This is a genomic window from Halioglobus japonicus, from assembly GCF_001983995.1.
In the GTDB taxonomy this organism is placed as follows: domain Bacteria; phylum Pseudomonadota; class Gammaproteobacteria; order Pseudomonadales; family Halieaceae; genus Halioglobus; species Halioglobus japonicus.
Window position 1 is genome coordinate 2969747 of sequence record NZ_CP019450.1, and the last position, 25178, is coordinate 2994924.

A 25178-nucleotide genomic window follows, 5' to 3' on the forward strand; every position below is an offset into this window, starting at 1 on the left:
CCATGAACTCCACGCCCGATCATGCCCCCGCTTCCAGCAGGCAGAGACAGGAATTACGGGCATTGGCCACGGCCTTCAGTTTCCTGACCCGCATTCCCGTGCCACCCTTTGCCTGGTCCGAGCACAGTTTTCGCCAGTCCACCGCCTACTTCCCTCTGGTGGGTCTGGTCATCGGCGCATTGTCCGCTGCAGTGTTCACCATCAGCGCGATGCTATGGCCACAGTCGATTGCGGCAGTGCTGACCCTGGTAACAGCAGTAGCTCTTACCGGCGCCTTCCACGAAGACGGTCTGGCGGACAGCGCAGACGGCCTGGGCGGTGGCTGGACGACCGAAGACAAGCTGCGCATCATGAAAGACAGCCGCATAGGCACGTACGGTGCGGTTACCCTGTTCCTGGCGCTCGCACTGAAGCTCGCCTGCCTGGCAAGCACTGTGGCCGCCATGGTTCCCCTGGCCCTGATCACCGCCCACACACTGGGGCGCTGGACGACACTGCCGCTGGTGCGTTTCTGCGCCTATGTCAGTGAAGGTGCCAGCGGCAAGCCATTGGTAGGCAGTGTCTCCGCCCGCCGCATCGGTCTGGGCACAGCCATCGCTGTGCTGCCTTTGCTGTGGCTCCCGCTACCCCAGGCGCTTGCGCTGATCGCCGTGGTGGCGGCCCTGCTCGTGTCAAGCCAACGGTGGCTACGGCGCAGTATCGGCGGCATTACCGGCGACACGCTGGGCGCTGTCAATCAACTGACGGAATGCGCAGTGCTGCTGTTTTTCTGCGCCCATTACGCCATTTGAACCGCCGTCTGACCCTGCTACGCCACGCCCATGCGGAACGCCCCGCCGGGCGCTGCGTGGGACAATGGGAACATCCCCTGTCCACCCATGGCCAGCGGCAGATCGCCGCACTGGCCAGCCACTGGGCTGGCCCGCTACCGAGCCGTATCGTCAGCAGCGATATCGGCCGGGCGCGACAAACGGCGGAGATTCTCGCGGACCTGCTCAACGCCCCTGCCCCGGACATCGACGTTCGCCTGCGTGAGATCTCCATGGGCCACTGGGAAGGCCAGAGCTGGGATACGCTGTACGCCACCCACCAGGCCGCCGTCGACCACTGGGGCCAGCACTGGGTACACGAAGGTCCCCCGGGGGGTGAATCCGCCGTACAGGTGGCAGAGCGCATGCACGAGGTCGTCGACCAGAGCCCTCCAGGCACCCTGCTGGTCGGCCATCGAGGGGCCCTGGGTATTCTGCTGTGCGAGCTGGCCGGACAGCCTCTGGCCGGGGCGTTCAACTATTCATTCGCCAACGCGGCACCCGTCAGCCTCAATTGACTTAGTCTTGCCCAGCCTTTATTCTCCCCGCCCCGTATCAGGTGCCTGCCGCATTCCGAGGAACTGCTGGGTGGGTTAAATGGGAAGCGTGCGACAGCGATGTCGACACCACTGCCCCCGCAACGGTATGCCGTCACTGACGGACAGTCCGACACCTGCCTGATGCATTCACCGATGGAGCGGAGGGCTTCATTAAGGTTGTCTGGCCTACCGGGCTGTATTTCCTGATCCCCTCCCTCAGTCGCCAACAGACTAAATGGCAATTGAGGAATTCTAATGTCCAAAATTACACCGCTGGCGCTCGCCGTTATCAGCGCTACACCACTGCTGGCCCAGGCTCAGGTGGAAACCACCAACAGCCAACTCGAGGAAGTGGTCGTCGTATCCTCGCGGGTGGCTATGCCCCTGCGCCAGATCGGCACGTCCGTCTCTGTCATCACGGCTGCCGACATTGAGGCGCGCGGTTACAACTCGCTGTTTGACGTGCTGCGCACCCAGCCCGCTATCGGCGTGAGCAACACCGGCGGTGCCGGCTCCGCAACCAGCGTTCGCGTTCGCGGTGAAGAAGGATACCGGACCAAGCTCTATATCGATGGCATTGACGTCTCCGATAGCTCCGGCACGCAAATCGGCCCCAAGTTTGAAAACCTGATGTCCGCAGGGATTAATCGCGTTGAAATTCTGCGCGGCACTCAGGGCATGATGTATGGCGCAGATGCCGGCGGTGTCATCAACGCCTACACCCGAGCAGCCGAGCCAGGCTTCAGCGGCAGAGTGAGTGCCGAAGGCGGCCGCTACGGCACCCAACAATTGGCCGCAGATGCAGCCGGTGGTAATGACACCCTCGACTTCAGCATATCGGCCATTGACTTTGAAACCGACGGTTTCAACACCCAAGCCACAGACACTGACCTCAGGGACGATGACGGTTACGAAAACACCACCCTGCACGGCCGTCTGGGCTGGAACATCAGCGACGATTTACGTGTTGAAGCGGTACTGCGAGACACCGAAGGCGAAAACGAGTACGACAGCTGCTTTAGCAGTGCCACGTTCACCAGCAGCAATGATTGTTACAACACCTTTGACCAGTCCGCCTGGCACCTCTCTGCTGAGTTACAAACCGGACGCTTCAGCCACGACCTGAGCTACACTGGCAACGAAACCGAGCGCAAGTTCTATACCGAAGATGTATTCGGCTTTGGTGGCGATGGCGACCTCGACCAATACGGCTACCTGGGCAGCTTCACTGTTAGCGATGCAACCCGTCTCGTCTATGGCGCCGAGCGCAAGGAAGAGAGCTTTGACGACGGCTTTAATAATCGCGAGCGCAATCAGGACGGCTACTACCTGGAGTACCAGGGTGAAGTGATTGACGATTTCTTTGTTACCGCGGGCGCGCGCTACGACGACAATGACGACTTCGGTTCTCACACCACCTACCGCGCCAGCGGCGCTTACCTTATTCCCATGAACAATGGCGAACTCAAGTTGAAAGCCACATACGGCACGGGTTTCCGCGCACCCAGCCTGTACGAGGTTGCCTACAACAGCAGCGTCGCTGCGAGCCCGCCCGCATCCGAGGTGGTACTGAAGGAAGAGGAAAGTGAAGGCTTCGATGTCGGTATCGCCTGGTACGCCAATAGCGGTGTGTATCTTGAGGCGAACTACTTCGACCAGACTGTCAGTGACGAAATCTTCTTCGATCCCACCGGATTCTCGGGTTATCTGCAGGGCGACGGTGACTTTGACTCTAGTGGCGTGGAATTGATCGGCACCCTGCCCCTCCCCCTGGGGCTGACCCTGGATGGCAACTACACCTATAACGACACCGAACGCGCCGCCGGCGGCAGCCGCGCGCGTCGCCCAGAACACCTGGCCAATCTGGGCCTGACCTGGCTGGGCCTGGCGGATCGCCTGTCGGTAGCGCTGTACGTCCGTGGCTCCTATGACGCCGTTGATGTCGATGGTAGCGATCTGGACGATTATGAACTCGTCAATCTCAATGCCAGCTTCGAGATTATCGAGGGCCTGGAGCTGTACGGGCGCGTAGAAAACCTGCTGGACGAGGACTACCAGGAAGTGCCAACCTATAACACTTCAGGTTCGGCGGCCTACGCCGGCGTGCGTTACAACTTCTAGAGAGAGTCACTGTGAGCGATAACAACCAGGACCAAAAGCGTGAGGCCAAACACAAGGCCGCTATGGAAAAGCAGAAAGCCAAAGTCGACGCCAACATCGAGGCCGCAGATCTTGAACGCGGAGTCTCGGTGCTGGTTACCGGCAACGGCAAAGGCAAGTCCAGTTCTGCTTTTGGTATGGTCATGCGCGCCCTGGGCTACGACATGAAGGTCGGCGTAGTTCAGTTCATCAAGGGCGCGCAGTTATCCGGTGAAGAAATCTACGTGCGGGACAAGTGTCCGCAGGTAGATTTCTACCAAATGGGCACCGGCTTTACCTGGGACACTCAGGATCGCTCCGGCGATATCGCCGCGGCGCAAGACACCTGGGCAAAGGCCCTTCCCATGCTTCAGGACGACAGCTATGACCTGGTGGTCCTGGACGAACTCACTTACATGATTGCCTATGACTATCTCCCAGAAGCGGAGATTATTGAAGCGATTACCCAGCGTCCTCGTGAACAGAGCGTGGTTGTGACCGGACGAGGTGGCGGTTCCGCGCTGCAGGCCGCCATGGATACCGTTTCGGAAGTGAAGGAAGTCAAACATGCCTTCAAAGCCGGCATCAAGGCCCGGCGTGGTGTCGACTACTGACCCCCCCCTGCCCTGATGATTCAGGGCACCACTTCAGACGCCGGCAAATCTGTGATGGTGGCCGGCCTTTGTCGCTGCCTGCACCGCCGCGGCATCCGCGTCGCCCCCTTTAAGCCACAGAACATGGCGCTGAACAGCGCGGTTACTTCCGATCGAGGCGAAATTGGTCGCGCCCAGGCCCTCCAGGCCCAGGCGGCTGGTATCGCACCACACGTGGACATGAATCCGGTACTGCTGAAACCCAGTAGCGATCAACGCGCTCAGCTCATACTTCAAGGCCGCGCCCTGGAGCACATGGAAGCCACTGAGTTTCACGACTACAAGAAAGTCGCCATGGACACGGTGCTGGACTCATGGCGGCGACTGCAAATCCAATATGAAGCGCTGCTCGTCGAAGGCGCTGGCAGCCCTGCTGAAATCAACCTGCGCGAAGGTGACATCGCCAATATGGGTTTTGCCGAGACAGTCAGCTGCCCGGTGGTGATTGTTGCCGATATCGATCGGGGCGGCGTTTTCGCACACCTGGTTGGCACCCTCGAATTACTGTCACCCAGTGAACAAGACCTCGTGCAAGGTTTTATAATCAATCGCTTCCGCGGCGACATCGCGTTGCTGCAGCCCGGGCTCGACTGGCTTGAGGCGCGCACCGGCAAGCCCGTGCTGGGTGTAGTGCCCTATCTGCACAATTTGCAGCTGGATGCTGAGGATGCCATTGCCACCGAGCAGGCCTGTGATACCGACGAGCCACTGCGCGTCATTGTTCCGGTGCTGCCGCGCATATCCAATCACACCGATTTTGACCCGCTGCGCACCCACCCCGGCGTGGATCTTCAGTACATCGGTGAGGGGGAAGTGCCACCGCCCGCTGATCTGGTGATTATCCCCGGATCCAAGAGTGTTCGAGCCGATGTCGCCTGGTTGCGTCACAATGGATGGGAAAAATATCTGCAGCGGCATGTCCGCTACGGCGGCAAAGTGCTGGGCATTTGCGGCGGCATGCAGATGTTGGGCGCGCAGGTGAATGACCCCCAGGGCGTCGAAGGTGAGGCAGGCACTAGCATTGGTTTCGATCTACTGCCCCTGTCCACGACGCTTGCGCCTGGCAAAACCCTGCGCCAGGTCACAGGTCATCTGAGTGATGGTGGATGCTTCGAAGGCTATGAAATTCACTGCGGCCAGACTCAGGTTGAACCCGGCACCCGCGCTTTTGTGCACTTCGATGACGGCCGTGAAGACGGCGCCCTGTCAGCAGATAACCAGATCGCCGGCACATACACTCACGGCATCTTTGACCAGGGAGAGAGCTGTGCAGCGCTGCTGCGCTGGGCCGGGCTCGAAGCTGCGGTTACAGAGGATCGCGAGGTTTTGCGCGAACGGGAGATCGACCGGCTGGCAGACGCACTCGAGCAATCCCTCGACCTCGGCGCGATGTTTCCACAGTGGTTCACGCCATGAGAGCACAACGCGCACGCACAACACTTTGGTTGCTCGGTCTCTCATTACCACTTTGCCTGCTCCACGCCACTGCCTCGGGCACTGTGCCGATTTCACTACCTGAAGCGGCCGCCGCGCTCGGCCGCTATCTGCAGGGTGAAAGCGTCGATCAGGCGGCCGTGATTATCGGCCAGATTCGGCTGCCCCGCAGCCTGCTCGCCATGCTTGTCGGTGCCATGCTGGGCATGACCGGCGCAGCCATGCAGGGCTTGTTTCGCAACCCCCTGGCCGACCCGTCCCTGATTGGCGTGACGGCGGGCGCGGCACTGGGTGCGAGCATGGCCATCGCCATGGCGGCACCGGTTGTCGCCGGCGTGGGTGCGCTGGGCGTGGTCTCTATTGGCGCCTTCGCGGGCGGCATGCTGGCGGTCATATTGGTTTACAAGCTTGCCACCTCAGGTGGCATGACGTCCGTGGCAACCATGTTGCTGGCAGGCATTGCCATTTCAGCACTGTCGGCCGCCGCAAGTAATGTCCTGGAGTTCTACTCGAGCAATGAAATTCTGCGCCGCATCAGCATGTGGCGTATGGGCGGTCTGGACGGAGCAAACTACCCGCGCGTCATTATGGCGCTCGTCGCAACCACCCTGTTGGGTATAACCCTGCCACGTTTCGCCAACGCCCTGAACGCTCTGCTGCTGGGCGAATCAGAAGCCCGTTATCTCGGGATTAATATCGAGTTTGCCAAACGCTGTATCATCACGCTCGCCGCTATTGGCGTGGGTTTTTCCGTGGCCCTGGCCGGTGTGATCGGCTTCGTCGGCCTGGTCGTGCCGCACATCATGCGCATGCTGATTGGCCCTGATCACCGCTACCTGTTGCCCGCCTCCGGGCTTGCAGGCGCGATACTGCTCATACTCGCCGACACCCTATCGCGGACAATCGTGGCCCCTACTGAGTTGCCTGTCGGCGTTGTAACTGCGGCCATCGGGGTACCGTTCTTCATCTCACTGCTGCGCCGTCGGCGCGACTACGGCATGCTGTGATGAGTCTGCTCAACCTGCAAGCCACTCGTGTGTCGCCCTATGGCGCGATCGCGCTGCTGGAGAACATCACTGTGGCGATCGAGGCCGGCGACGTGCTGGGGTTGATCGGGCCCAATGGCGCAGGCAAAAGCACTCTGCTCCACACACTCGCCGGCGGCCACCCTATTCAAGAGGGCAGTCTGCAACTGGGAAATCAGCCGCTGGCGGCCATGCACAACGAACAGCGTGCCCGCGCCCTGGCTTTTTTATCACAAAACCCCGCGCTCAATTTCCCCTTCAGTGTCGAAGAAGTGATTCTGCTCGGCCGTATTCCCCATGCCAGTGGCAGTGAAGCGGACCTCGACATTCTCGACGAAGTGCTGGCATTCACCGACACTCAGTCACTCAGGGATAGGCTTTATACGGAGCTGTCTGGCGGTGAACGCCAGCGCGTACAACTGGCGCGCTGCGTCGCTCAGGTGTGGCGCGCCCAGGACAGCGCCCACAGGGTTCTGTTGATGGACGAACCGAGTGCCGCGCTGGATCTGGCACATACCCATATGGTCGGCGATACCGTAGAGCGTCTCAGCGAGGGCGGATGTGGACTGGTCATCGCAAGCCATGACTTTAATCTGCTGGCAGGGCTGTGCGACCGCATCATGGTACTTAACCATGGCAACTTGCACAGCACCGGCACACCGGCAGAGGTACTCACAACACAGATGTTCCGCGAAGTGTTTAGTGCAAACGTTTTGGTGGAAGCGCACCCTGTCCATCGTGGTCCTTTGGTCATCAAGTCGTGAAGCACTTAATTCTCGGCGGCGCTCGCAGCGGTAAAAGTCGTATCGCCCAACAACTGGCCGAACAGGCGGTCCCCACGCCATATCTAATCGCGACGGCCGAAGCCGGCGACGAAGAGATGGCGCAGCGCATTGCGCGTCACCAACAAGACCGCCCGCCTCACTGGGTGGTTTGCGAACAGACTATTGGGCTGGCCCGGCAGCTGCAAACACTGGATGCGCCAAGCCGCTGCGTGGTGGTCGACTGCCTGAGCCTGTGGCTTAGCAACTGCTTGCACCAGGACTGCTGGACGCGCGAACGCGAAGCCCTGATGAATTGCCTGCCGGGGATCGAAGCGCAGGTGATTCTGGTCAGCAACGAGGTCGGCATGGGCATTATTCCAATGGGCGAACTCAGCCGTAGATTCGTAGACGAGATCGGCTGGCTGCACCAGGATCTGGCGACCCTGTGCGACAAAGTCACATTGGTCACAGCCGGCCTACCCCAGACACTCAAGGAGTAGCCCGCCATGAACTGGTACGAACAGCCCTGCCGGGCCCCTTCAGAAATTCACCGCATTGCGGCCCGGCAACGCCAGGCCACGCTGACCAAACCCGCGGGTTCGCTGGGACGACTGGAACAGGTGGCCGAGCAATTCGCTGCTTGGCAGCACACCGACACCCCGGCGCTCGAACGAGTGAGCGCCCGCATCTTCGCCGCGGACCACGGCATTACGGCACAGGGCGTGTCTGCCTATCCGGCAGAGGTCACCGCGCAGATGATTACCAACTTTATTGACGGCGGTGCAGCTGCCAGCGTGCTGTGCAAACAGCAAAATATTGATCTGGAAGTGATTAATCTCGGCACCTTCATACCCGTCCCTGACATGCCCGGCCTGCGCCAACGCATAGTCGCAGCCGGCACCGCCGATTTCAGCAGCACGCCGGCGATGACAGCCGAGCAGGTCGACAAGGCCTTGGCGACGGGTGCCGAGGTAGTGGACGGCCTAGATTGCCAGCTAATGATTGCCGGCGATATGGGGATTGGCAACACCAGCGCTGCGTCAGCCCTGATGGCTGCCTTACTGGATCTGGCTGCTGCCGAAACCACCGGCCGTGGTACGGGTATCGACAGCGAGCGTCTCGCGGCAAAAACAGCGACCATCCAGCGGGCCCTGAACCTACATCGACAACAACTTGACACGCCCCTGGCCGCGCTCCAGTGCCTCGGCGGCTTTGAGATTGCCGCCATGGCAGGCGCCTACATTCGCGCCGCGCAGCGCCAGCTACCGAGCCTCGTGGATGGTTTTATCAGCACGGCTGCCGCGCTGGTCGCCAGTCAGATGAATCCCGGCGTGCAGCCCTGGTTGTTCGCCGGACACTGCTCTGCCGAGAACGCCCATCAGCTTCTGCTTGATGCCATGCAACTTTCCCCGCTGCTACAACTGGACATGCGCCTCGGCGAAGGCAGCGGCGCCCTTACCGCCGTACCGCTGATCAAAGCTGCGTTGGCACTGAACAATGACATGGCGAGTTTCGCCGAAGCCGGTATCGCCGAGGAGTCCTGAATGATCCGCCTGATCGCACTGCTGGCCTGCCTGCAGATAGGCAACGCGGCAGCGGCAGTCACCGTCACCGACGCCCTGGGCCGTGAAGTCCAGCTGCCCGAGGCTGCGCAACGTATTGTCGCCCTCGCTCCGCACATTGTTGAAAACGTGTATAGCGCCGGCGCCGGCGGCAAGTTGGTCGGCGTGGTGGAATACTCCGACTATCCGGCCGCAGCCAAGGCGCTGCCACGCATCGGCAGCTATCACGCCTGGAGCCAGGAAAGCCTCACCGCCCTCGCCCCGGACCTGGTGCTCATGTGGGCGTCAGGTAACGGCATGGAGTCGCTGCGCAAACTGGAGTCGCTGGGTTTTACAGTCTATGTGAGTGCACCACGAAAGATCGAAGATATCGGCAATATGATTCGCGATATCGGGGTGCTGGCCGGGACATCTTTGATCGCAAACAGCACAGCCGACACGCTTGATGCGGGTTTTCATACACTCGCCCAAGCACACAGCCATCAGCGCCCGGTAAGCGCCTTCTACGAAGTGTGGAACAGCCCGCTGCAAACTATCAATGGCGAGCACATGATTAGCAAAGTGATTGCCTTGTGCGGCGGCAGCAATATTTTTGCCAATGCCACGCAATTGGCGCCGGTCGTCAGTCGCGAAGCCGTTCTGCAACTCAACCCGGAGGCTATTCTTGCCAGCGGCATGGATGCATCCCGGCCAGAATGGCTGGACGACTGGCGTCAGTACAGTTTCCTACAGGCAGTGCAGGACGATGCGCTGTTTCATGTGCATCCCGACCTGGTGCAACGCCCCACGACCCGACTGCTTCAGGGCGCCGAAGTGATTTGCCGGCAATTGACGCAGGTGCGCTAGGACTCCTCGCCCAGTTGGTCGACCGCGTAGGTATAGACCACATCAGTACTGGAGTTAAGCGCCGTTTCCGCAGAGTCCTGGATCACGCTGATAATAAATCCCACCGCGACAACCTGCATGGACACATCCAGCGGAATACCGAACAACGAACACGCCAACGGAATCAATAACAAACTGCCTGAAGGGACACCACTGGCGCCGCAGGCAGAGAGCGCAGAGATCACACACAGCAGCAACGCTGCCGGCATAGAGACCTCGATACCCAGAGTGTGAGTTGCGGCGAGCGTGAGGGTCGTGATGGTAATCGCAGCGCCCGTCATATTGACCGTAGCGCCAACCGGAATCGTCACCGAATAAAGCTCTTCGCTGATGCCCAGTTTCTTTGCCAGATTCAGGTTGACCGGAATATTGGCTGCCGAACTACGGGTAAAGAAGGCGGTAATACCCGACTCTTCCAGACACCGGATGACGATGGGATACGGATTTTTGCGCGTGATCAGGAAGACAAACAGCGGATTGATGAGCAGTGCCATGATGAGCATCGCCGCTACAAGCACCGTCGCCAGGCTGGCGTATCCCGCCAGCGCCTCCATACCCACCGTGGCCACGGTAAAGCACACCAGACCAAAAATGCCGATGGGGGCCAGTTTGATCACGTAACCCACGATGGTGGCTACGCCGTCTGCTGCCACCTGCAGATGATCCCGAAAAGTATGTGGCGCCTTGCGGAAACTCATACCGAGCAAAATAGCCCAGGACAGACATCCCAGGAAATTACCGGTTAACAAGGCGTTGATCGGATTGTCGACCAGCTTGAGCAGCACATCGGTCAGTACTGCACTTACAGCGACGGGAGGCGCGCCTTCAGCGCTGGCAGCCAGGGCAATTGTCTGGGGAAAGATCTGGCTGAGGGTGAGCGCCACGACAGCCGCACTCACCATGCCGACGATATACAGCGCCACAACGATAAACGTTTTACGGCCATCACTGCCCGACTCGTGACGATTGGCAATCGCCGACATCACCAGCAACATAACCAGCAGCGGTGCAACGGCCTTGAGCATGGCGACAAACAGCTGACCGAGTAGCCCCAAAGATTCCGCCAACGAGGGCAGCAACATGCCAAGCACTGCGCCCAGCACGACGCCGATCACGATTTGTGGAATAAGCCCGAGCTCTAATAAGCGCATTGGCGCCCCCTCTATTCTTTTGTTCTGGATCACTATAGCGCGAATCAACCCGCCTCGCCTGCCCGGATTGCTTGCGACTATGCCCGGCTTTGCTAGTCTCTAGGGTTCATCTAATAGCGAAAACAACCATTAGGAACCCTAGACAATGAAACAAGAGACTATCGCCCTGCATGCCGGTTACGACGGCGATCCTGCCACCAACGCTGCTACCACGCCCATTTACCAGACGACCTCCTTTACCTTCGACAATACGCAGCACGGCGCCGACCTGTTTAACCTGGCCGTGCCGGGTAACATCTACAGCAGAATCATGAATCCGACCAATGCAGTACTGGAGCAGCGACTTGCGGAGCTGGAGGGTGGTGTCGGCGCGCTGTGTGTGGGCTCGGGTATGGCGGCGATACGCTACGCCATTGAAGCCATTGCGGAGGTAGGCTCTAACATTGTCAGCACCTCACAGCTGTACGGCGGCACCTACAACCTGTTCGCACACACCTTTCCGCGCCAGGGAATCGAGGCCCGCTTTGCCGCTGCAGACGACTTCGACAAGGTCCGCGCACTCATCGATGACAACACCAAAGCGCTGTTTTGTGAATCCATTGGCAATCCCGCCGGCAATATCGTCGACATACAGCAGTGGGCGGATATTGCCCACGATTCTGGTGTCCCCCTGATTGTCGACAATACGGTGGCGACGCCCCTGCTGTGCAAAGCCTTTGATCACGGCGCGGACATCGTCGTGCACTCACTGACAAAATATATCGGCGGCCACGGTACAACTATAGGCGGCGCCATCATCGACTCAGGAAAGTTTGACTGGGCTGCCAGTGGCCGTTTTCCTGTCATGACCACGCCCGACCCTTCTTATCACGGTGTCGTCTATACCGAAGCCATGGCCGAAGCCGCATACATTGGTCGCTGCCGCGTGGTGCCACTGCGCAATACTGGCGCCAGCCTGTCGCCACACAATGCCTTCCTGATTATGCAGGGACTGGAAACACTGGCCCTGCGCATGAAGCAACACTGCAAGAACGCCAAGAAAGTGGCTAAATACCTGTCTCGCCACCCTCAGGTGAAGTGGGTGAACTACGCCGGATTGAATAACAGCCCCTACCGCGACAACTGCAAGAAAATTTGCGGCGGCAAAGCCGCAGGCATTCTGAGCTTTGGCATTGAAGGTGGTACGGAAGCTGGCGGCAAGTTCATCGACGCACTGCAGTTAATCCTGCGCCTGGTCAATATTGGCGACGCAAAGTCCCTCGCCTGTCACCCGGCCAGCACCACGCACCGCCAGCTCAACCCGGAAGAACTGGCGTCCGCGGGGGTCAGCGAGGAAATGGTGCGCTTATCGATTGGCATCGAACATATCGACGATATCATTGCCGATATCGAACAAGCCCTGGCTGCCGCTGCGGCCTGATCGCTACTCGCAAAAAAAGCCCGGCGAGTGCCGGGCTTTTTCGCTATAGCGTACTTAAAAAGTCACCGAAATCCGCGCGTACCAGAAGGCGCCATTAAAGCCATAGGGCGAGGTAATCGCATACTCTGTACCGAGGAACTGCAGCACGTCATTGGCCTCACTGTCAGGGTACTCGTCGAAGATGTTCTCTCCGCCGATGGTTACCGTGTAGTGTTCTGCAAACGTGTAGCTGGCCTCAATATCCACCAGGAAGGTGTCGTCATAGGTGACCGCGTCAGACGCATCACCCGGGCCGAACAAACCGGCTGTGGTTGACCATTCGTCGTAGTAGTTCACCCGCACCAGGGTCTGGAAGGCATCCAGATCATAGTCAAAGCTGAGCACCGTGCTGTTCTCCGGCACCTGGTTCTCAAGGTCGAATACCCGGTCTGGACCAATCGCCGCAGACTGAACATCGCTGACTTCCATTTCGTTGTAGTTGTGGCGCAGGTCTGCGGTCAGTACGCCCGCACCCACGTCATACCAGGCCGTCAGGGACACATCGATACCGCTAACCTGCGACTCGAAGCCGTTAACAAAGTAGTTGGCGTTACTGCCCAGCAGCAGTTCAGCATTCTCATAGCCAATGGCCTGCAGATCGTCGACGTTCTGCTGACTGATGGTATTAGACGACAGCGCTATGCGGTCTTCGATCGTAATATCGTAGTAGTCCAGAGTAATGTTGTAGCGATCACCCGGTGTCCAGACGAGGCCGACGGTATAGCTAGTAGACTCCTCGGATTCCAGAGGCTGGGATCCCAAGACTTGGGCCACTGGGGAATCGACAGGGTAGGTACCACTGGGAATCAGGTTACCGCTGCTATCGGAGGTGGTGGTCACGTTCAGGGTATTCACCTGACCCGGGCTGGGTGCGCGGAAGCCGGTGTTGGCGGTAGCGCGAACCGCAAAGCTGTCGGTGAAATCGTAGCGGGCAGACAGCTTCCAGTCAGTGGTGGAATCAAACTCTTCGTAGTCTTCGTAGCGCACCGCTACCGCACCGGAAAGACGGTCGGTAATGTCGGTCTCGTAATCGATATAAGCGGCCCAGCTATCACTTTCAAACTCGCCAGCCGAATCCGGGGAAAAACCCTGGAAACCGTCGGAACCAACGCCAAACTGAGCGAAGGTGGGGCCAACGGCTATCGAGGCGGGGTCGCCCTGGTCAATAACGTATGTCTCATTCCGCCACTCGAGACCAAAACCGAGGTTGCCTGGCGAATTATCGAAGGTCTTAACGAAGTCGGCATTAATGCTGCTTTCTTCCTGGGTCAGTGTACCCGGGTTGAACTTCAGCGGTGACAGTGCGCCAAGGCTGGGGTTAATACTGCCTTCCAGCGTGTACTCAACCTCGTTCTCGCCGTAGCGTCCGCGCACATCCCAGCTCAAGCCCATGTTGTCCAGCTCACCACGACCGCCAAATACCAGTTCATAGTCGGTGATATCAGCGCCAAACAGCGGGCTGTAACCGCCGGGGAATTCAGTGTAACTCGGGTTGCGCAGGACATAACCGCTGGGGCTGGCAGGATCAGCCACCAGATACTCAGAAGGATTCAGGCCCTGGGCGAGAATGGAATCGACCAGCGAGGTCTCGGCGAAATCGGGCTGGCCGTCGCCATCTGCATCGGTTTGCAGTGTTTCACGCGCGGGAATAGCGATATTGCCATCGCCCGGTAAAACCGGTGTGCGATAAAAGAAACCGCCCACGGTTTCGTTGTCCATGTAACTGGCGTGGCCGACCAATTCAACGCTGTCACTGATGGCGTAGCCACCATTGGCGAACAGTTTGACTGCTTCAACTTCAGGGTCACCCCAGCGCTGCCCAAGGCCGTCATAGGGCACGTTACCCGATCCAACAACACCAGCTACATCTGCCGCATCAGGGCGCGCATTACCGCGACTGGTGGTATCGGTGTCCGAGTACTCAGCGGTCAGGTTCAAAAAGCCATCGGCGCCCAGTGACAGGCCGCCATTGGCGCTCACCGACATGCGCTCACCATCACCTTCCTGATATTCGCCGTACTGGGCAGACACGTTAAAGCCCTCGGCGTCATCCTTGAGGATGACGTTGACGACGCCGGCGATAGCGTCGGAACCATATTGTGCTGAAGCGCCGTCTCGCAACACTTCAACACGCTTGATCGCAGCCGATGGGAACGCGGCAAAATCGACGCCCTGCGAGCCCTGATTAACTGTACCGAGTGGCGCCAGCTGCAGATTTACCAGCGCCGAGCGATGGCGACGTGTGCCGTTGACCAGCACCAGAGTGTGATCTGGCGATAAGTTGCGCAGCGTCACAGGGCGAATAAAAGCGGTGCCGTCGGCGATCGGGAAACGCTGGGTATTCAGCGAGGGAGCTATCTTGGTGAGTGAATCCGTGAGGTCAAACGCGCCCTGCTCGGACAGTGCTTCACCGCCGATAAGATCAATGGGAGATAGCGTCTCTGTCGGCGACAGCCCTTCTTTGCGCGTCCCGGTAACCACCACTTCTTCGAGTTGGTTGGCACCGCCCTGGGCAAGAACTGGCACAGAAAGCGAAGGTAGTACGGAGAGGACAGCCGTGGCCATCACTGTTTTTTGGAAAGTCTTCATTGCGGTGCGCTCCGTAAAGCGTGTGTTGATTGTTGTGTTTGTACTTTTAAATTTCAGGCGAATTCTAGACAGACGTCTGAAATTCGCCAGATTGAGAAAGGCACACTATTTCATAGAAAAAGTGTTCAAGTGAGCTTGTCTGAGACGAGTGGCGACTGCGCTGCGACGAATCGCAGCGTGGTCGTGGTGAAAGTGCTACATGGATTTGCGCAGCAGCGCGGGAATCTCTTCTACGGCATTAACCTGTTCGCCGAGTTCGTCGGCAATCACTTGCAGCGCTGGCCCTACACTGGGCATGACTTCTTCCGGACGCAAAGCTTCGCCACATTCGCTGCACGTCATCACAGCATGGGTTTGCCGACCACAGCGCTGGTGCACATACTCCATCGGCGCACCCTCGCCATTATCCATCCATTCGTCACCCCAGGCGGCGAGACTCATTAATACCGGGTAAAGCCCCAGGCCCTTGCGGGTCAGGCGATATTCATGGCGCAGGGGACGTTCACTGTAAGGCACCTTGACCAGCACGCCGGCTTCGACCAGTTTGCCCAGGCGCTCAGACAAGCGGTGTCGGGTGATGCCCAGGTTACTCTGGAACTGGTCGAACCGACGAGTGCCGAGAAACGCATCGCGGATAATCAGCATGGTCCACCGCTCACCGATTACTGACAGTGCACGTGCGACCGAGCAAACCTGTTTATCTATGTCATCCCAGCGCATGGACTACCCTCCCTATAGTTACAGGAAATGTAGCACAGACATTCCGATTTGGAACGCAATATTGCCCATCAGGTGATTCTCGAAGCAGGCTGGCTATATACTGCAGGCACAAAAAAGGCGGCCAGAGCCGCCTTTTTCGCATTGCATCGCACTTAGAAGTTGTAAGATGCGCGCAGGTACCAGGAACCGCCTTCGTAGTTGGTTACAGTGCGACGCGGATACGGCAGGCCGACGCTTACGCGGTTTGCATAAGGGCCGTCATCACCAATTTCATCCGGGTACTCGTCGAATACATTGGAGCCGCCGAGGGTAACGTTCCAGTTTTCGGTGATGTCCCAACCGAGTTCGAGGTCAACATACCAGAGGTCGCCGATCTCCTTGGAGCGGCTGCCGGGCTCGCCGTCGATGGTGCCACGCTCATCGTAGTGGCTACCCCACCAGTTGGCGCGGAACATAAACCACCAGTTATCCAGGAAGCGGGTATTGGCAGTGAACACCAGGCGATCTTCGGGGTAGTTGTTCTCGATATCTTCCACCAGCGAATCGCTGACAGGCTGAATACCATTCACCAGTGACTGATCAACCACTTCAATTTCGTTGTGGTTGTAAGCAAAGGTGAAGGTGGTAGAGGTGCTGTCATCCCAGTACAGATCGTTGGTCAACACCAGGTCCAGACCGGTGTGTTCAACGTCGAGGGCATTGGTAAAGAACGAGATGCTGGTGCCGTCAGGCTGGGCAATATCACCGGTACGGTAGATGCGATCATCCACCTCGATGAAGTAGCCGTCCACTGTCAGGGTAGTGTTCTCACCAATATCCCAGGTGAAGCCCAGGGAGTAGTTGGTGGACTTTTCCTCGGTCAGCGGCGCACCGCCACTGGCAAGTGCCTGCGGCGATGTGGGCGGTACCAGACCTTCCTCTACCTGCAAACCGGTGGTGCCATCAAAGGTAGTAATGGTGCTGCGCACATTAGCCTGAGCGGGCGTCGGTGCGTGGAAGCCGGTTGAAACGGCACCGCGGATGGTGAAGTCATCGGCAAAACGATAACGGGTGGCGATCTTACCGTTGGTAGTATCACCGAAGTCTGAGAAGTCTTCGTAGCGCAACGCATACTGCATCAGCCAGTTGTCAGTAATATCGTGCTCGATATCACCGTAAATGGCCCAGTTGTCACGATCGAATTCACCGGCATCCTGCGGCGCAGTACCGCGCATACCACTCACGCCCTGTCCAAAGTAGGAGTTGGGCTCACCCGCGATAATGGTGTAGGTCTCTTCGCGCCATTCCGCACCAAAACCCAGGAACAGGCTGTCTGTGAGAGCTTTACCGAAATCGGCGTTAAAGTTGAGTTCTTCCTGTTCAAGGTCACCGGTATCAAAGCCGCGCTGAATGGGCTCGCCATCAGAACCGAGTCCAAGGTCGGGGTTGGTAGAGTTGTTCAGGTAGTAGTCCAGTTCGTTCTTGCCATAACCTACGCTGAAATCGTAAGTCATGTCGTTGGCGAAATTACCGCGCCAACCACCGACTAGGCTGTAGTCAGTCTGGTCGCCATCGAGATACGGCGTGTAACCGGTTTGGTTCAGCGGACCATCGTAGCCGAATTCATCCCGGAACTGCTCCATGGTGCCGTGGGTCGGGCTGCGGTAGAAGAAACGGTAGCGGCCTTCTGTCTCGGCGTAGTTACCAAAGGCGTAGATTTCACCCTCGTCGCCCACACCAAAACCGGAGTTAAAGAACAAACGGTAGCCGTCGCTTTCCGGGCGGCCCCATGACTGCGTGAACGGCGCATCACCGAACACTGCATCGGAACCCACGCCCTGTGCGCCAGCATCAATCAGCGCCTGTGCATCCGGGCGCTGGTCACCGCGGGACAGACCGTCGTTCTCGTAGAATTCACCGGTCAGGTTAACGAAACCGCGATCGCCAACAGCGAAACCGAAGTTGGCGCCTACCTTGGTGCTCTGCTCGCCCTCGAAGAACTCGCCGTACTGAACCATGACAGTACCGCCTTCGCTGGCATCTTTCATGCGGAAGTTCATCACACCGGCAATCGCGTCTGAACCGTACTGGGCCGCAGCACCATCGCGCAGAACTTCAACGCTCTTCAGGCCAATGCTGGGAATCATGCCGATGTCGACACCGTGTGCACCGTTACCGGCGGCGGGGGCGAAGAACTGCAGCAGTGAGGCGCGGTGACGACGCTTGCCATTCACCAGCACCAGAGTCTGGTCCGGAGCCATGCCACGCAGCGAGGTCGGACGGATGAACGCGCTGCCGTCACCGGTTGCGGGTGTCGCGGTGTACGACGGCACGAGTGCCTTCAGGTTATCAGTGATATCAGCGGTGTTACCGAGGCTGTTGAATTCCTCGCTATTGAGCACATCCACCGGCACTGGGGAATCGGAGACAGTCCGCGGTTTGAGATTACGAGAACCTGTAACAACGACCTCTTCCAGTTCCATCTGTGAATTGTCCTGGGCAAGAGCCAGGTTTGATTGTGTCATCGTGACAACCGCTGCAGCGACAGCTGCGTACAAAGGCGCATTCTTGAAATGCATGGTGGAGTCTCCCTAACGTTTCGTTCTTGTACTTTCTTGTAGCTTTTTTTGGGCGATACCCGGCATGAGACGAACCGAAGAGCCGGTTACTGCGCGATCACACCATAACATGCGGCCATGGTCAGAGCGGACAGCACCAGTGTGAATATTTAACAATACAGACGACCAAAAATGCGCAGCCACACGAGCATTGTACGACCCCGGGGAACGATGTTTGGGATGAGCCCCCGCACTGGGACAAGCGCGGGGAAACGCCCGCTGAGCCGCGGGCGCCAGCGTTACTGATCGATGGCGATCGAAAGTTGCACAGTGACCTGGTAGCTGTTTTCGCCGGCCACCATGGGTACTGAATCCGCTTCCGCGGCAGCCATTCTCGCCATGGGTATCGGGCGTGGATGAGACATACCGGATTGCTCACTCAGGGAGAGAATATCGCCCAGCTTCACCCCCGCCGCTTCAGCCATAGTGCCTGCTCTTCGCAATGCGTCTTTAACCGCAGCAGCCCGGGCCTTATCGATGGCCGCAGAAGGATCCGTGTTGCCAAAGCTGACATTGCCGCCCTCATTCACACCAAGGCTGACCGACTTATCCAGCAGTGCACCCAGCTGGTCCAGATCGCGCACAACCACGGTCAGCGAATTCCGCACTCGGTAGCCGACCAACTGGGGCGGCTTTTCACTGCGATTGCTCGGGTATACATAGCGGGGTTGAATACTGAAGTTACTGGTTTGCAAATCACCGTCGGCCACACCCTGGTCGCGCATGGCAGCAATCACCCGCCCCATCGCCGCTGAGTTGGCATCCAGTGCCTCGCGCGCCGTTTTTGCCTCGCGAGCGACACTGAGCTCCAGTGTAGCCATATCCGGCGCGAGCCTGGCTTCGGCCTGGCCTGTGGCGTGAATAGCAGCGGTGACCTCGGCCTTTACCTGGGAGGCGTTAAACAGCAGCACAAGGCCGCAGACAGCGAGGATTTGTAACAGTCGTGACATAAAGACTACCTGAGTGTGTTGGGCGTTTCTGCCAGCGCCTGCACCAGGTCCGACGACAATGCTTCACCGTCGGACGTGGCGTACGCTGACAATTGTTCACGCATGGCCGGTGTCCAGAATTTCTCCAGATGTTGCACCGTGCGTTGCGCTGCGAGCTTGGAGTCCCTGCGCTCGCCAAAGTTCAGTGCAATCTGATTGGCCATTTTCACCAGATGCGCGGTTTGTCCCGCCGTGGTCATTTTTTGTCCTCCACTCGATGGTCCCCGGTATAAACCGCGTGCCTGCCCTGCTGCAAATAGCCCACCAGACTCATGCCGGCAGCCCGGGCTTGCTCCACGGCCAGTGCGGTGGGCGCGGAAACCGCGGCCAACAGCTCGACGCCACAGGCCGCTGCCTTGATGACCATTTCGTAGCTTGCGCGGCTGGTTACAACCACAAAGCCCTGCCCGCGATCGGATCGGCATAGAGCGCCGAGGAGTTTGTCCAATGCGTTGTGACGCCCAACATCCTCGCGCACCAGGACGATACTGCCGTCGGGATCACACCATGCAGCGCCATGCACACCGCCGGTGACCGCTTTCAGGGGTTGTTCGCGCTGCAGCGTCTGCTGTGCTAATTGCAAGGCCTGGTGCGCTATCGTCAGCGTGGAAGGTAGAGGCGCCGGTGTAAAACTCAGGGCCTCCAGTGACTCCTTTCCGCACAGACCACAACCGCTGCGGCCCGCCAGTGTTCGGCGTTTATCCTTGAGACCTGCAAACGCGCCTGCAGTAATCTCCATGGCTATTTCCAACCCCTGCTCGCGCTCGACAATATCCAGCCCCAATAATTGCTGCGGGCCCGACAAAATACCCTCGGATACACTGAACCCTAGAGCGAAGTCTGCGAGGTCCGTCGGCGTCGTCATCATGACCGCATGGGAAATACCGTTGTAGCTTAGCGCCACAGGCAGCTCTACCACGACCTCATCGGTGTCGTAATCGCCGCTGCCATCGCGCCACTGATAGCGACCGACTTTCTCGATGCGCTCAGGCATCGACCCGCGCTTTTGCGAGTAAGGCCTGCTGGCGCTCGCCAAAAGCGCGCTGCCGTGCCTGCCAGGCTGAGGGCGCTGTCACCTTGGTAACCTGTACAGCTGTCACCTTGTACTCGGGGCAATTGGTCGCCCAGTCGGAATTGTCGGTGGTCACCACATTGGCACCAGAGAACGGATGGTGAAACGTCGTATACACGACGCCGGGCTTCACACTCTCTGACAGTCGCGCACGCAGCACCGTGTCGCCGGCCCGGCTTTGGATGCCCAGCCAGTCGCCGTCGCCAATTCCCCGCTCCTGCGCATCGTGGGGATGAATCTCCAGGATATCCTCATCGTGCCAAACGGTATTGGCCGTACGGCGCGTCTGCGCACCCACGTTGTACTGGCTGAGAATGCGCCCCGTGGTAAGCAGCAACGGAAAGCGACGATTGGCGCGCTCATCGGTTGGGACAAATTCAGTGATAGCAAAGTAACCCTCGCCGCGGACAAAGCTGTCGACATGCATCGTAGGCGTGCCCTCAGGTGCTTCCTCGTTGCAGGGCCACTGAATACTGCCAAGTTGGTCGAGCTTGGCATAACTCACGCCGTTGAAGGTCGGGGTGAGCGCGGCGATCTCATCCATTATCTCCGAGGGGTGTGCATAGTCCATGGGGTAACCCAGTGCATTGGCGAACGCCATGGTGGCCTCCCAGTCTGCTTTGCCGGACAGCGGCGGCATGACTTTGCGTACCGGTGAGATACGCCGCTCGGCATTAATGAACGTACCGTCTTTTTCCAGGAAGGAGGCACCGGGCAAGAAAACATGGGCATACTTGGCGGTTTCGTTGAGAAAAATGTCCTGTACCACCAGGCACTCCAGGCCGCGCAAGGCCGCCTCGATATGATGTGTATTGGGATCAGACTGCGCGACATCCTCGCCCTGGCAATAGAGGCCGCGAAACTCGCCATCGACCGCTGCGTCAAACATATTGGGTATGCGCATACCCGGATTGGGGTCCAGTTCAACCTGCCAGGCCTCCTCGAACAGGCTGCGGGTTGCAGCATCTGAGAGGTGCCGATAGCCGGGCAATTCGTGCGGAAACGAGCCCATATCGCAGGAGCCTTGCACGTTGTTCTGACCACGCATGGGATTGACGCCCACGCCCTCGCGACCGAGATTGCCGGTGAGCATCGCAAGATTGGCAATCCCCATCACGGCCGTCGATCCCTGGCTGTGTTCGGTCACGCCGAGCCCGTAGTAAATCGCACCGTTGCCAGCATTGGCATACAGACGGGCCGCAGCCCGCAATGTTTGTGCTTCCACGCCCGTGGTCTCGGCGAGCGCTTCAGGAGAATGTTCATCGCTGCAGATAAACTCGAACCACTGTGCAAAGGCAGCACTGTCACAGCGTGCCTCTACATAGTCAGCATCGTAGAGCGCCTCGGTGGCGATGACATGCGCCATGGCGTTGAGCACCGCAACATTGCAACCGGGATTTACCGGCAAATGATAATCGGCACGAATATGTGGCGTAGCCACCAACTCAATACTGCGTGGATCAATAACAATGAGTTTAGCGCCCTCGCGCAGGCGTTTCTTCAAGCGAGAACCGAACACAGGATGAGCCTCGGTGGGATTGGAGCCCATGACCATAATCACATCGGCCTTGGCCACGGAGGCAAAAGTCTGGGTGCCGGCTGATTCACCCAGCGTAGTTTTCAGTCCATAGCCGGTGGGCGAGTGGCAGACCCTGGCACAGGTATCGACATTGTTGTTGCCGAAGCCCGCTCGCACCAGCTTCTGTACCAGATACACTTCTTCGTTGGTGCAGCGGCTGGAGGTAATGGCGCCAATCGCATTGCGCCCGTGGCGTTGCTGGATGTCGCGGAAACGACTGGCCGCAAAATTGACCGCCTCATCCCAGGACACTTCGCGCCAGGCATCGTCGATGCTGTCGCGTATCATCGGCGAGGTAATACGATCACCATGGGTGGCATAGCCCCAGGCAAAGCGACCCTTTACACAGGCGTGGCCCTCGTTGGCGGCCCGTCTTTCCAGGGTGTCATGCGCACCACGGTATTGCCTTTAACCTCTGCGCGCAGTGAACAACCCACACCGCAATAGGCGCAGGTCGTCACCACGCTGTGCTCAGGTATGCCCTGTTCGATAATACTGTTCTCAGTCAGCGTCGCGGTGGGACAGGCGTCTACACAGGCGCCGCAGGAGACGCAGTCAGACCCGATAAAATCGGCCCCGCCGGCACTGACTTTGGAATCAAATCCGCGCCCTTCGATCGTCAGCGCAAACGTGCCCTGAACTTCCTCACAGGCGCGCACACAGCGCGAACACACAATGCATTTGCTGGGGTCGAAGGTGAAGTAGGGATTGCTCTCGTCCTTTTCGGCGGACAGGTGATTTTCACCCTCGAAGCCGTAGCGCACTTCACGCAGGCCAAGCTCACCGGCGGTGTCCTGCAGTTCGCAGTCGCCATTAGTAGGGCAGGTCAGACAATCCAGTGGGTGATCGGAGATATACAGCTCCATAACATTGCGCCGCAGATTTGCCAGCTTCGGTGTCTGGGTGCTGACCGACATGCCCTCCTCCGCCGGCGTTGTGCAAGAAGCCGGGTAGCCGCGCCGCCCATCGATTTCCACCATGCACACGCGACAGGATCCGAATGCATCGACGCTGTCTGTGGCACACAGTTTCGGCACCTTGATACCGGCCAGCGCGGCGGCGCGCATCACAGAGGTACCTTCTGGCACCTTGATGGCAACACCGTCGATAGTGAGCGACACCTGTGCATCGCTACTGGCTGGCGGTGTACCAAAATCTTTCTGGGGTTCGTAATATTTCAGCATGTCACACCTCGCCGACATCCTTACAGAAATCCTCGGGGAAATAGGTCATGGCACTGCGCACCGGGTGCGGTGTCAGCCCGCCCATGGCGCACAGTGAGGCATGTTCCATGGTATCGCAGAGATCCTCCAGCAACGTCATGTTGGCCGCCGGATCTTCGCGCGCAATGATTTTGTCGATCACCTCAACCCCACGGGTTGAGCCAACCCGACAGGGCGTGCACTTGCCACAGCTTTCCTCAGCGCAGAATGCCATCGCAAATCGCGCCTGTGCAGCCATGTCCGCGGTATCGTCAAACACCACCAGACCGCCGTGACCCAGCATGCCGCCTATTCCTGCAAACGCCTCGTAGTCCAGAGGAGTATCCCAGGCTGACTCCGGCAGGTACGCGCCGAGGGGCCCACCCGCCTGAATGGCTTTAATGGGTCTTCCGCTGCGGGTTCCCCCGCCCAGTTGTTCCACCACTTCGCGCACACTCATTCCGAAAGGGACCTCGAGCAAACCACCGCGCTTGATATTACCCGCCAGTTGCAAACACAGGGTACCCTTGGAGCGTTCCATGCCCAGCGCGGCATAAGCTTCGGCGCCGTCTGCGAGCACCGTCGATACGGCCGCCAGCGTCAGTACATTATTCACCACGGTGGGCTGGCCAAACAGTCCCTCCAGTGCCGGCAGCGGTGGTTTCGCTCTGACCATGCCTCGCTTGCCTTCCAGGCTTTCAAGCATGGCCGTCTCTTCGCCACAGATGTAGGCGCCCGCCCCAATGCGCAGCTCAAGATGAAACGCGCGATTGCTATTGCCTATATTATCCCCGAGGTAGCCGGCAGCCTCCGCCTTGCCAATCGCTCTGTGCAGGACTTCCCAGGTCCGCGGGTACTCAGACCGCAGGTAGATGTAGCCGCGCGTGGCGCCCACCGCCAGCCCTGCTATCGCCATTCCTTCGATCAACTGATACGGGTCGGCTTCCATGAGTAGACGGTCCGCAAAGGTACCGGAGTCACCTTCATCGGCGTTACACACGATGTACTTCTGCTCTGCACTGGCCTCGGCAACGGTGCGCCACTTAATACCGGCTGGAAAGGCGGCTCCGCCGCGACCGCGCAGACCGGAGCGCAGAACTTCTTCAACAATGTCTTCAGGCGCCAGATGCAGGGCGTGCTCCAGCCCTTCAAAGCCCTGCTGCGCAAGGTAGCCATCCAGGCACAACGGGTCGTCGATACCAGCACGCTTAAAGGTGAGTCGCGTTTGGGCCTTGAACCAGGGTAATTGCGCCACTGACCCCAAACAGCTTTCGTGCTCGCGCCACTGGGTATAGTCGGTCGCCAGTAACTCTCCGAGTTGGCGCCCGTCCAGCGGACCAAACGCAATGCGTTCGCCGCCCTCCTCTACTTCGAGCAGTGGCTCCAACCAGAACGCGCCTCGGGAGCCATTGCGAACGACCGTCTCGCCTTCGTGCAATGCACCTTGTAACTGCTCTGCAAGCGCGTCCGCGCCGAGAGCACCAGCGGTGGTATCGGCCGGTAGGAAATATCGTCGCGTCACGTGTCGCTCTCCTGCGCCCACTGTGTCGTCAGAGCGTCGAAGCGCGCCTTGTCGACGAGCGCATGGCTTTGCTGATCGATGGCAATCGCCGGTGAGCAGGCACAATTACCCAGGCAATACACCGGCTCCAGCGTGACAGCACCGTCAGCGCGCGTCTCGCCCAGGGCGACACCCAGACGCCGTTCCGCATGCGCGGTCAGCTCTCGAGAGCCGCAGGCCTGGCAGGACTCTGCCTGACAGACCTGGATGACACACGCCCCCGCAGGCTCTGTGCGGAAGTCATGGTAGAAACTCACCACACCGTGGACTTCCGCAACAGATATATTGAGCGCCTCGGCAATCGCCGAATAACTTTCTTCGGGAACAAAGCCCAATCCGTCTTGCAGATCACGCAGCACAGGAAGCAAACCGCCAGGCTCGTTGCGATGGCACGTCAAAATCTGGTCCAGCAGTACTTGGTCTTGCAAATGCTCTCCTCCCGACATGAT

The 25178-nt window shown here is 58.9% G+C and carries 22 protein-coding genes and 1 riboswitch; of the genes, 11 read left to right on the plus strand and 11 right to left on the minus strand.

Annotated features, from left to right (window positions below; translation table 11 throughout):
* Nucleotides 1-2: 2 nt before the first annotated feature.
* From cobS to BST95_RS14000, 10 genes are all read left to right on the plus strand, one after another.
* Nucleotides 3-791 carry an adenosylcobinamide-GDP ribazoletransferase gene (gene cobS, locus BST95_RS13955; RefSeq protein WP_084200208.1) on the plus strand — a complete coding sequence of 263 codons (789 nt, stop codon included), beginning with the start codon at nucleotides 3-5 and terminating at the stop codon, nucleotides 789-791.
* Nucleotides 788-1327: a histidine phosphatase family protein gene (locus BST95_RS13960; protein ID WP_169843953.1), complete on the plus strand. Its 540-nt coding sequence runs from the start codon at nucleotides 788-790 to the stop codon at nucleotides 1325-1327. The genes cobS and BST95_RS13960 overlap by 4 nt, the downstream gene beginning before the upstream one ends.
* A gap of 22 nt (nucleotides 1328-1349) precedes the next feature.
* A riboswitch (cobalamin riboswitch) is annotated at nucleotides 1350-1504 on the plus strand.
* Nucleotides 1505-1603: 99 nt separating this feature from the next.
* Nucleotides 1604-3469, plus strand: coding sequence for a TonB-dependent receptor plug domain-containing protein (locus BST95_RS13965; RefSeq protein WP_084200210.1), 1866 nt, complete (start codon nucleotides 1604-1606; stop codon nucleotides 3467-3469).
* Nucleotides 3470-3480: 11 nt separating this feature from the next.
* Complete coding sequence (cobO, locus tag BST95_RS13970) at nucleotides 3481-4101, plus strand: cob(I)yrinic acid a,c-diamide adenosyltransferase (protein WP_276205893.1); 621 nt, start codon at nucleotides 3481-3483, stop codon at nucleotides 4099-4101.
* 15 nt (nucleotides 4102-4116) lie between these two features.
* The gene (locus tag BST95_RS13975; protein WP_084200211.1) at nucleotides 4117-5556 is read left to right on the plus strand and encodes a cobyric acid synthase; all 1440 of its coding nucleotides are present in this window, start codon (nucleotides 4117-4119) and stop codon (nucleotides 5554-5556) included.
* Complete coding sequence (locus BST95_RS13980; RefSeq protein ID WP_084200212.1) at nucleotides 5553-6581, plus strand: FecCD family ABC transporter permease; 1029 nt, start codon at nucleotides 5553-5555, stop codon at nucleotides 6579-6581. The genes BST95_RS13975 and BST95_RS13980 overlap by 4 nt, the downstream gene beginning before the upstream one ends.
* Entirely contained in the window at nucleotides 6581-7363 is a 783-nt protein-coding gene (locus BST95_RS13985) for an ATP-binding cassette domain-containing protein (protein ID WP_084200213.1), read from the plus strand. Before BST95_RS13980 ends, BST95_RS13985 begins: the two co-directional genes overlap by 1 nt.
* A complete protein-coding gene (gene cobU / locus BST95_RS13990) occupies nucleotides 7360-7863 on the plus strand; it encodes a bifunctional adenosylcobinamide kinase/adenosylcobinamide-phosphate guanylyltransferase (protein WP_084200214.1) in 504 nt (167 codons plus the stop codon). The genes BST95_RS13985 and cobU overlap by 4 nt, the downstream gene beginning before the upstream one ends.
* Before the next feature lie 6 nt (nucleotides 7864-7869).
* On the plus strand, nucleotides 7870-8907 hold the full coding sequence (cobT, locus tag BST95_RS13995; protein WP_084200215.1) for a nicotinate-nucleotide--dimethylbenzimidazole phosphoribosyltransferase: 1038 nt from the start codon (nucleotides 7870-7872) through the stop codon (nucleotides 8905-8907).
* Nucleotides 8908-9771 (plus strand): cobalamin-binding protein, encoded by an 864-nt coding sequence (locus tag BST95_RS14000; protein ID WP_084200216.1) that lies wholly within the window; start codon nucleotides 8908-8910, stop codon nucleotides 9769-9771.
* Here the strand turns inward: BST95_RS14000 and sstT are convergent.
* Nucleotides 9768-10961 carry a serine/threonine transporter SstT gene (gene sstT / locus BST95_RS14005; RefSeq protein ID WP_084200217.1) on the minus strand — a complete coding sequence of 398 codons (1194 nt, stop codon included), beginning with the start codon at nucleotides 10959-10961 and terminating at the stop codon, nucleotides 9768-9770. The genes BST95_RS14000 and sstT overlap by 4 nt on opposite strands.
* Before the next feature lie 145 nt (nucleotides 10962-11106).
* On the opposite strand from sstT, the gene BST95_RS14010 reads away from it, so the two are divergent.
* Nucleotides 11107-12381, plus strand: a complete 1275-nt coding sequence (locus BST95_RS14010) for an O-acetylhomoserine aminocarboxypropyltransferase/cysteine synthase family protein (protein ID WP_084200218.1) — start codon at nucleotides 11107-11109, stop codon at nucleotides 12379-12381.
* Between the two features lie 54 nt (nucleotides 12382-12435).
* On the opposite strand, the gene BST95_RS14015 is transcribed toward BST95_RS14010, so the two are convergent.
* The 10 genes from BST95_RS14015 to BST95_RS14055 form a co-directional block, all read right to left on the minus strand.
* Complete coding sequence (locus BST95_RS14015) at nucleotides 12436-15009, minus strand: TonB-dependent receptor plug domain-containing protein (protein WP_084200219.1); 2574 nt, start codon at nucleotides 15007-15009, stop codon at nucleotides 12436-12438.
* Nucleotides 15010-15204: 195 nt separating this feature from the next.
* Nucleotides 15205-15729: a winged helix-turn-helix transcriptional regulator gene (locus BST95_RS14020; RefSeq protein ID WP_084200220.1), complete on the minus strand. Its 525-nt coding sequence runs from the start codon at nucleotides 15727-15729 to the stop codon at nucleotides 15205-15207.
* 152 nt (nucleotides 15730-15881) lie between these two features.
* Complete coding sequence (locus tag BST95_RS14025; protein WP_084200221.1) at nucleotides 15882-18287, minus strand: TonB-dependent receptor plug domain-containing protein; 2406 nt, start codon at nucleotides 18285-18287, stop codon at nucleotides 15882-15884.
* Between the two features lie 278 nt (nucleotides 18288-18565).
* Entirely contained in the window at nucleotides 18566-19276 is a 711-nt protein-coding gene (locus BST95_RS14030; protein WP_084200222.1) for an SIMPL domain-containing protein, read from the minus strand.
* 5 nt (nucleotides 19277-19281) lie between these two features.
* The gene (locus BST95_RS14035) at nucleotides 19282-19515 is read right to left on the minus strand and encodes a formate dehydrogenase subunit delta (protein ID WP_084200223.1); all 234 of its coding nucleotides are present in this window, start codon (nucleotides 19513-19515) and stop codon (nucleotides 19282-19284) included.
* On the minus strand, nucleotides 19512-20309 hold the full coding sequence (gene fdhD / locus BST95_RS14040) for a formate dehydrogenase accessory sulfurtransferase FdhD (protein ID WP_084200224.1): 798 nt from the start codon (nucleotides 20307-20309) through the stop codon (nucleotides 19512-19514). Before fdhD ends, BST95_RS14035 begins: the two co-directional genes overlap by 4 nt.
* Complete coding sequence (gene fdhF / locus BST95_RS14045) at nucleotides 20302-22347, minus strand: formate dehydrogenase subunit alpha (protein ID WP_240500302.1); 2046 nt, start codon at nucleotides 22345-22347, stop codon at nucleotides 20302-20304. Before fdhF ends, fdhD begins: the two co-directional genes overlap by 8 nt.
* Nucleotides 22308-23150, minus strand: coding sequence for a 2Fe-2S iron-sulfur cluster-binding protein (locus tag BST95_RS20640; protein WP_240500202.1), 843 nt, complete (start codon nucleotides 23148-23150; stop codon nucleotides 22308-22310). Before BST95_RS20640 ends, fdhF begins: the two co-directional genes overlap by 40 nt.
* Nucleotide 23151: 1 nt before the next feature.
* Nucleotides 23152-24690, minus strand: a complete 1539-nt coding sequence (locus tag BST95_RS14050) for an NADH-ubiquinone oxidoreductase-F iron-sulfur binding region domain-containing protein (RefSeq protein WP_084200225.1) — start codon at nucleotides 24688-24690, stop codon at nucleotides 23152-23154.
* Nucleotides 24687-25157: a formate dehydrogenase subunit gamma gene (locus BST95_RS14055; protein ID WP_229801576.1), complete on the minus strand. Its 471-nt coding sequence runs from the start codon at nucleotides 25155-25157 to the stop codon at nucleotides 24687-24689. The genes BST95_RS14050 and BST95_RS14055 overlap by 4 nt, the downstream gene beginning before the upstream one ends.
* Nucleotides 25158-25178 lie beyond the last annotated feature (21 nt).

Excerpts from the sequence above, each read along its gene's own strand:
- BST95_RS14020 (WP_084200220.1), bottom strand. The coding sequence starts at position 15,729 with ATGCGCTGGGATGACATAGATAAACAGGTTTGCTCGGTCGCACGTGCA.
- BST95_RS14030 (WP_084200222.1), bottom strand. The coding sequence starts at position 19,276 with ATGTCACGACTGTTACAAATCCTCGCTGTCTGCGGCCTTGTGCTGCTG.
- BST95_RS13985 (WP_084200213.1), top strand. The coding sequence starts at position 6,581 with ATGAGTCTGCTCAACCTGCAAGCCACTCGTGTGTCGCCCTATGGCGCG.
- BST95_RS13980 (WP_084200212.1), top strand. The coding sequence starts at position 5,553 with ATGAGAGCACAACGCGCACGCACAACACTTTGGTTGCTCGGTCTCTCA.
- cobT (WP_084200215.1), top strand. The coding sequence starts at position 7,870 with ATGAACTGGTACGAACAGCCCTGCCGGGCCCCTTCAGAAATTCACCGC.
- BST95_RS14000 (WP_084200216.1), top strand. The coding sequence starts at position 8,908 with ATGATCCGCCTGATCGCACTGCTGGCCTGCCTGCAGATAGGCAACGCG.
- BST95_RS14015 (WP_084200219.1), bottom strand. The coding sequence starts at position 15,009 with ATGAAGACTTTCCAAAAAACAGTGATGGCCACGGCTGTCCTCTCCGTA.
- fdhD (WP_084200224.1), bottom strand. The coding sequence starts at position 20,309 with ATGCCTGAGCGCATCGAGAAAGTCGGTCGCTATCAGTGGCGCGATGGC.
- BST95_RS14010 (WP_084200218.1), top strand. The coding sequence starts at position 11,107 with ATGAAACAAGAGACTATCGCCCTGCATGCCGGTTACGACGGCGATCCT.
- BST95_RS13965 (WP_084200210.1), top strand. The coding sequence starts at position 1,604 with ATGTCCAAAATTACACCGCTGGCGCTCGCCGTTATCAGCGCTACACCA.
- BST95_RS20640 (WP_240500202.1), bottom strand. The coding sequence starts at position 23,150 with ATGCTGAAATATTACGAACCCCAGAAAGATTTTGGTACACCGCCAGCC.
- cobS (WP_084200208.1), top strand. The coding sequence starts at position 3 with ATGAACTCCACGCCCGATCATGCCCCCGCTTCCAGCAGGCAGAGACAG.
- BST95_RS14035 (WP_084200223.1), bottom strand. The coding sequence starts at position 19,515 with ATGACCACGGCGGGACAAACCGCGCATCTGGTGAAAATGGCCAATCAG.
- BST95_RS13975 (WP_084200211.1), top strand. The coding sequence starts at position 4,117 with ATGATTCAGGGCACCACTTCAGACGCCGGCAAATCTGTGATGGTGGCC.
- BST95_RS14025 (WP_084200221.1), bottom strand. The coding sequence starts at position 18,287 with ATGCATTTCAAGAATGCGCCTTTGTACGCAGCTGTCGCTGCAGCGGTT.
- sstT (WP_084200217.1), bottom strand. The coding sequence starts at position 10,961 with ATGCGCTTATTAGAGCTCGGGCTTATTCCACAAATCGTGATCGGCGTC.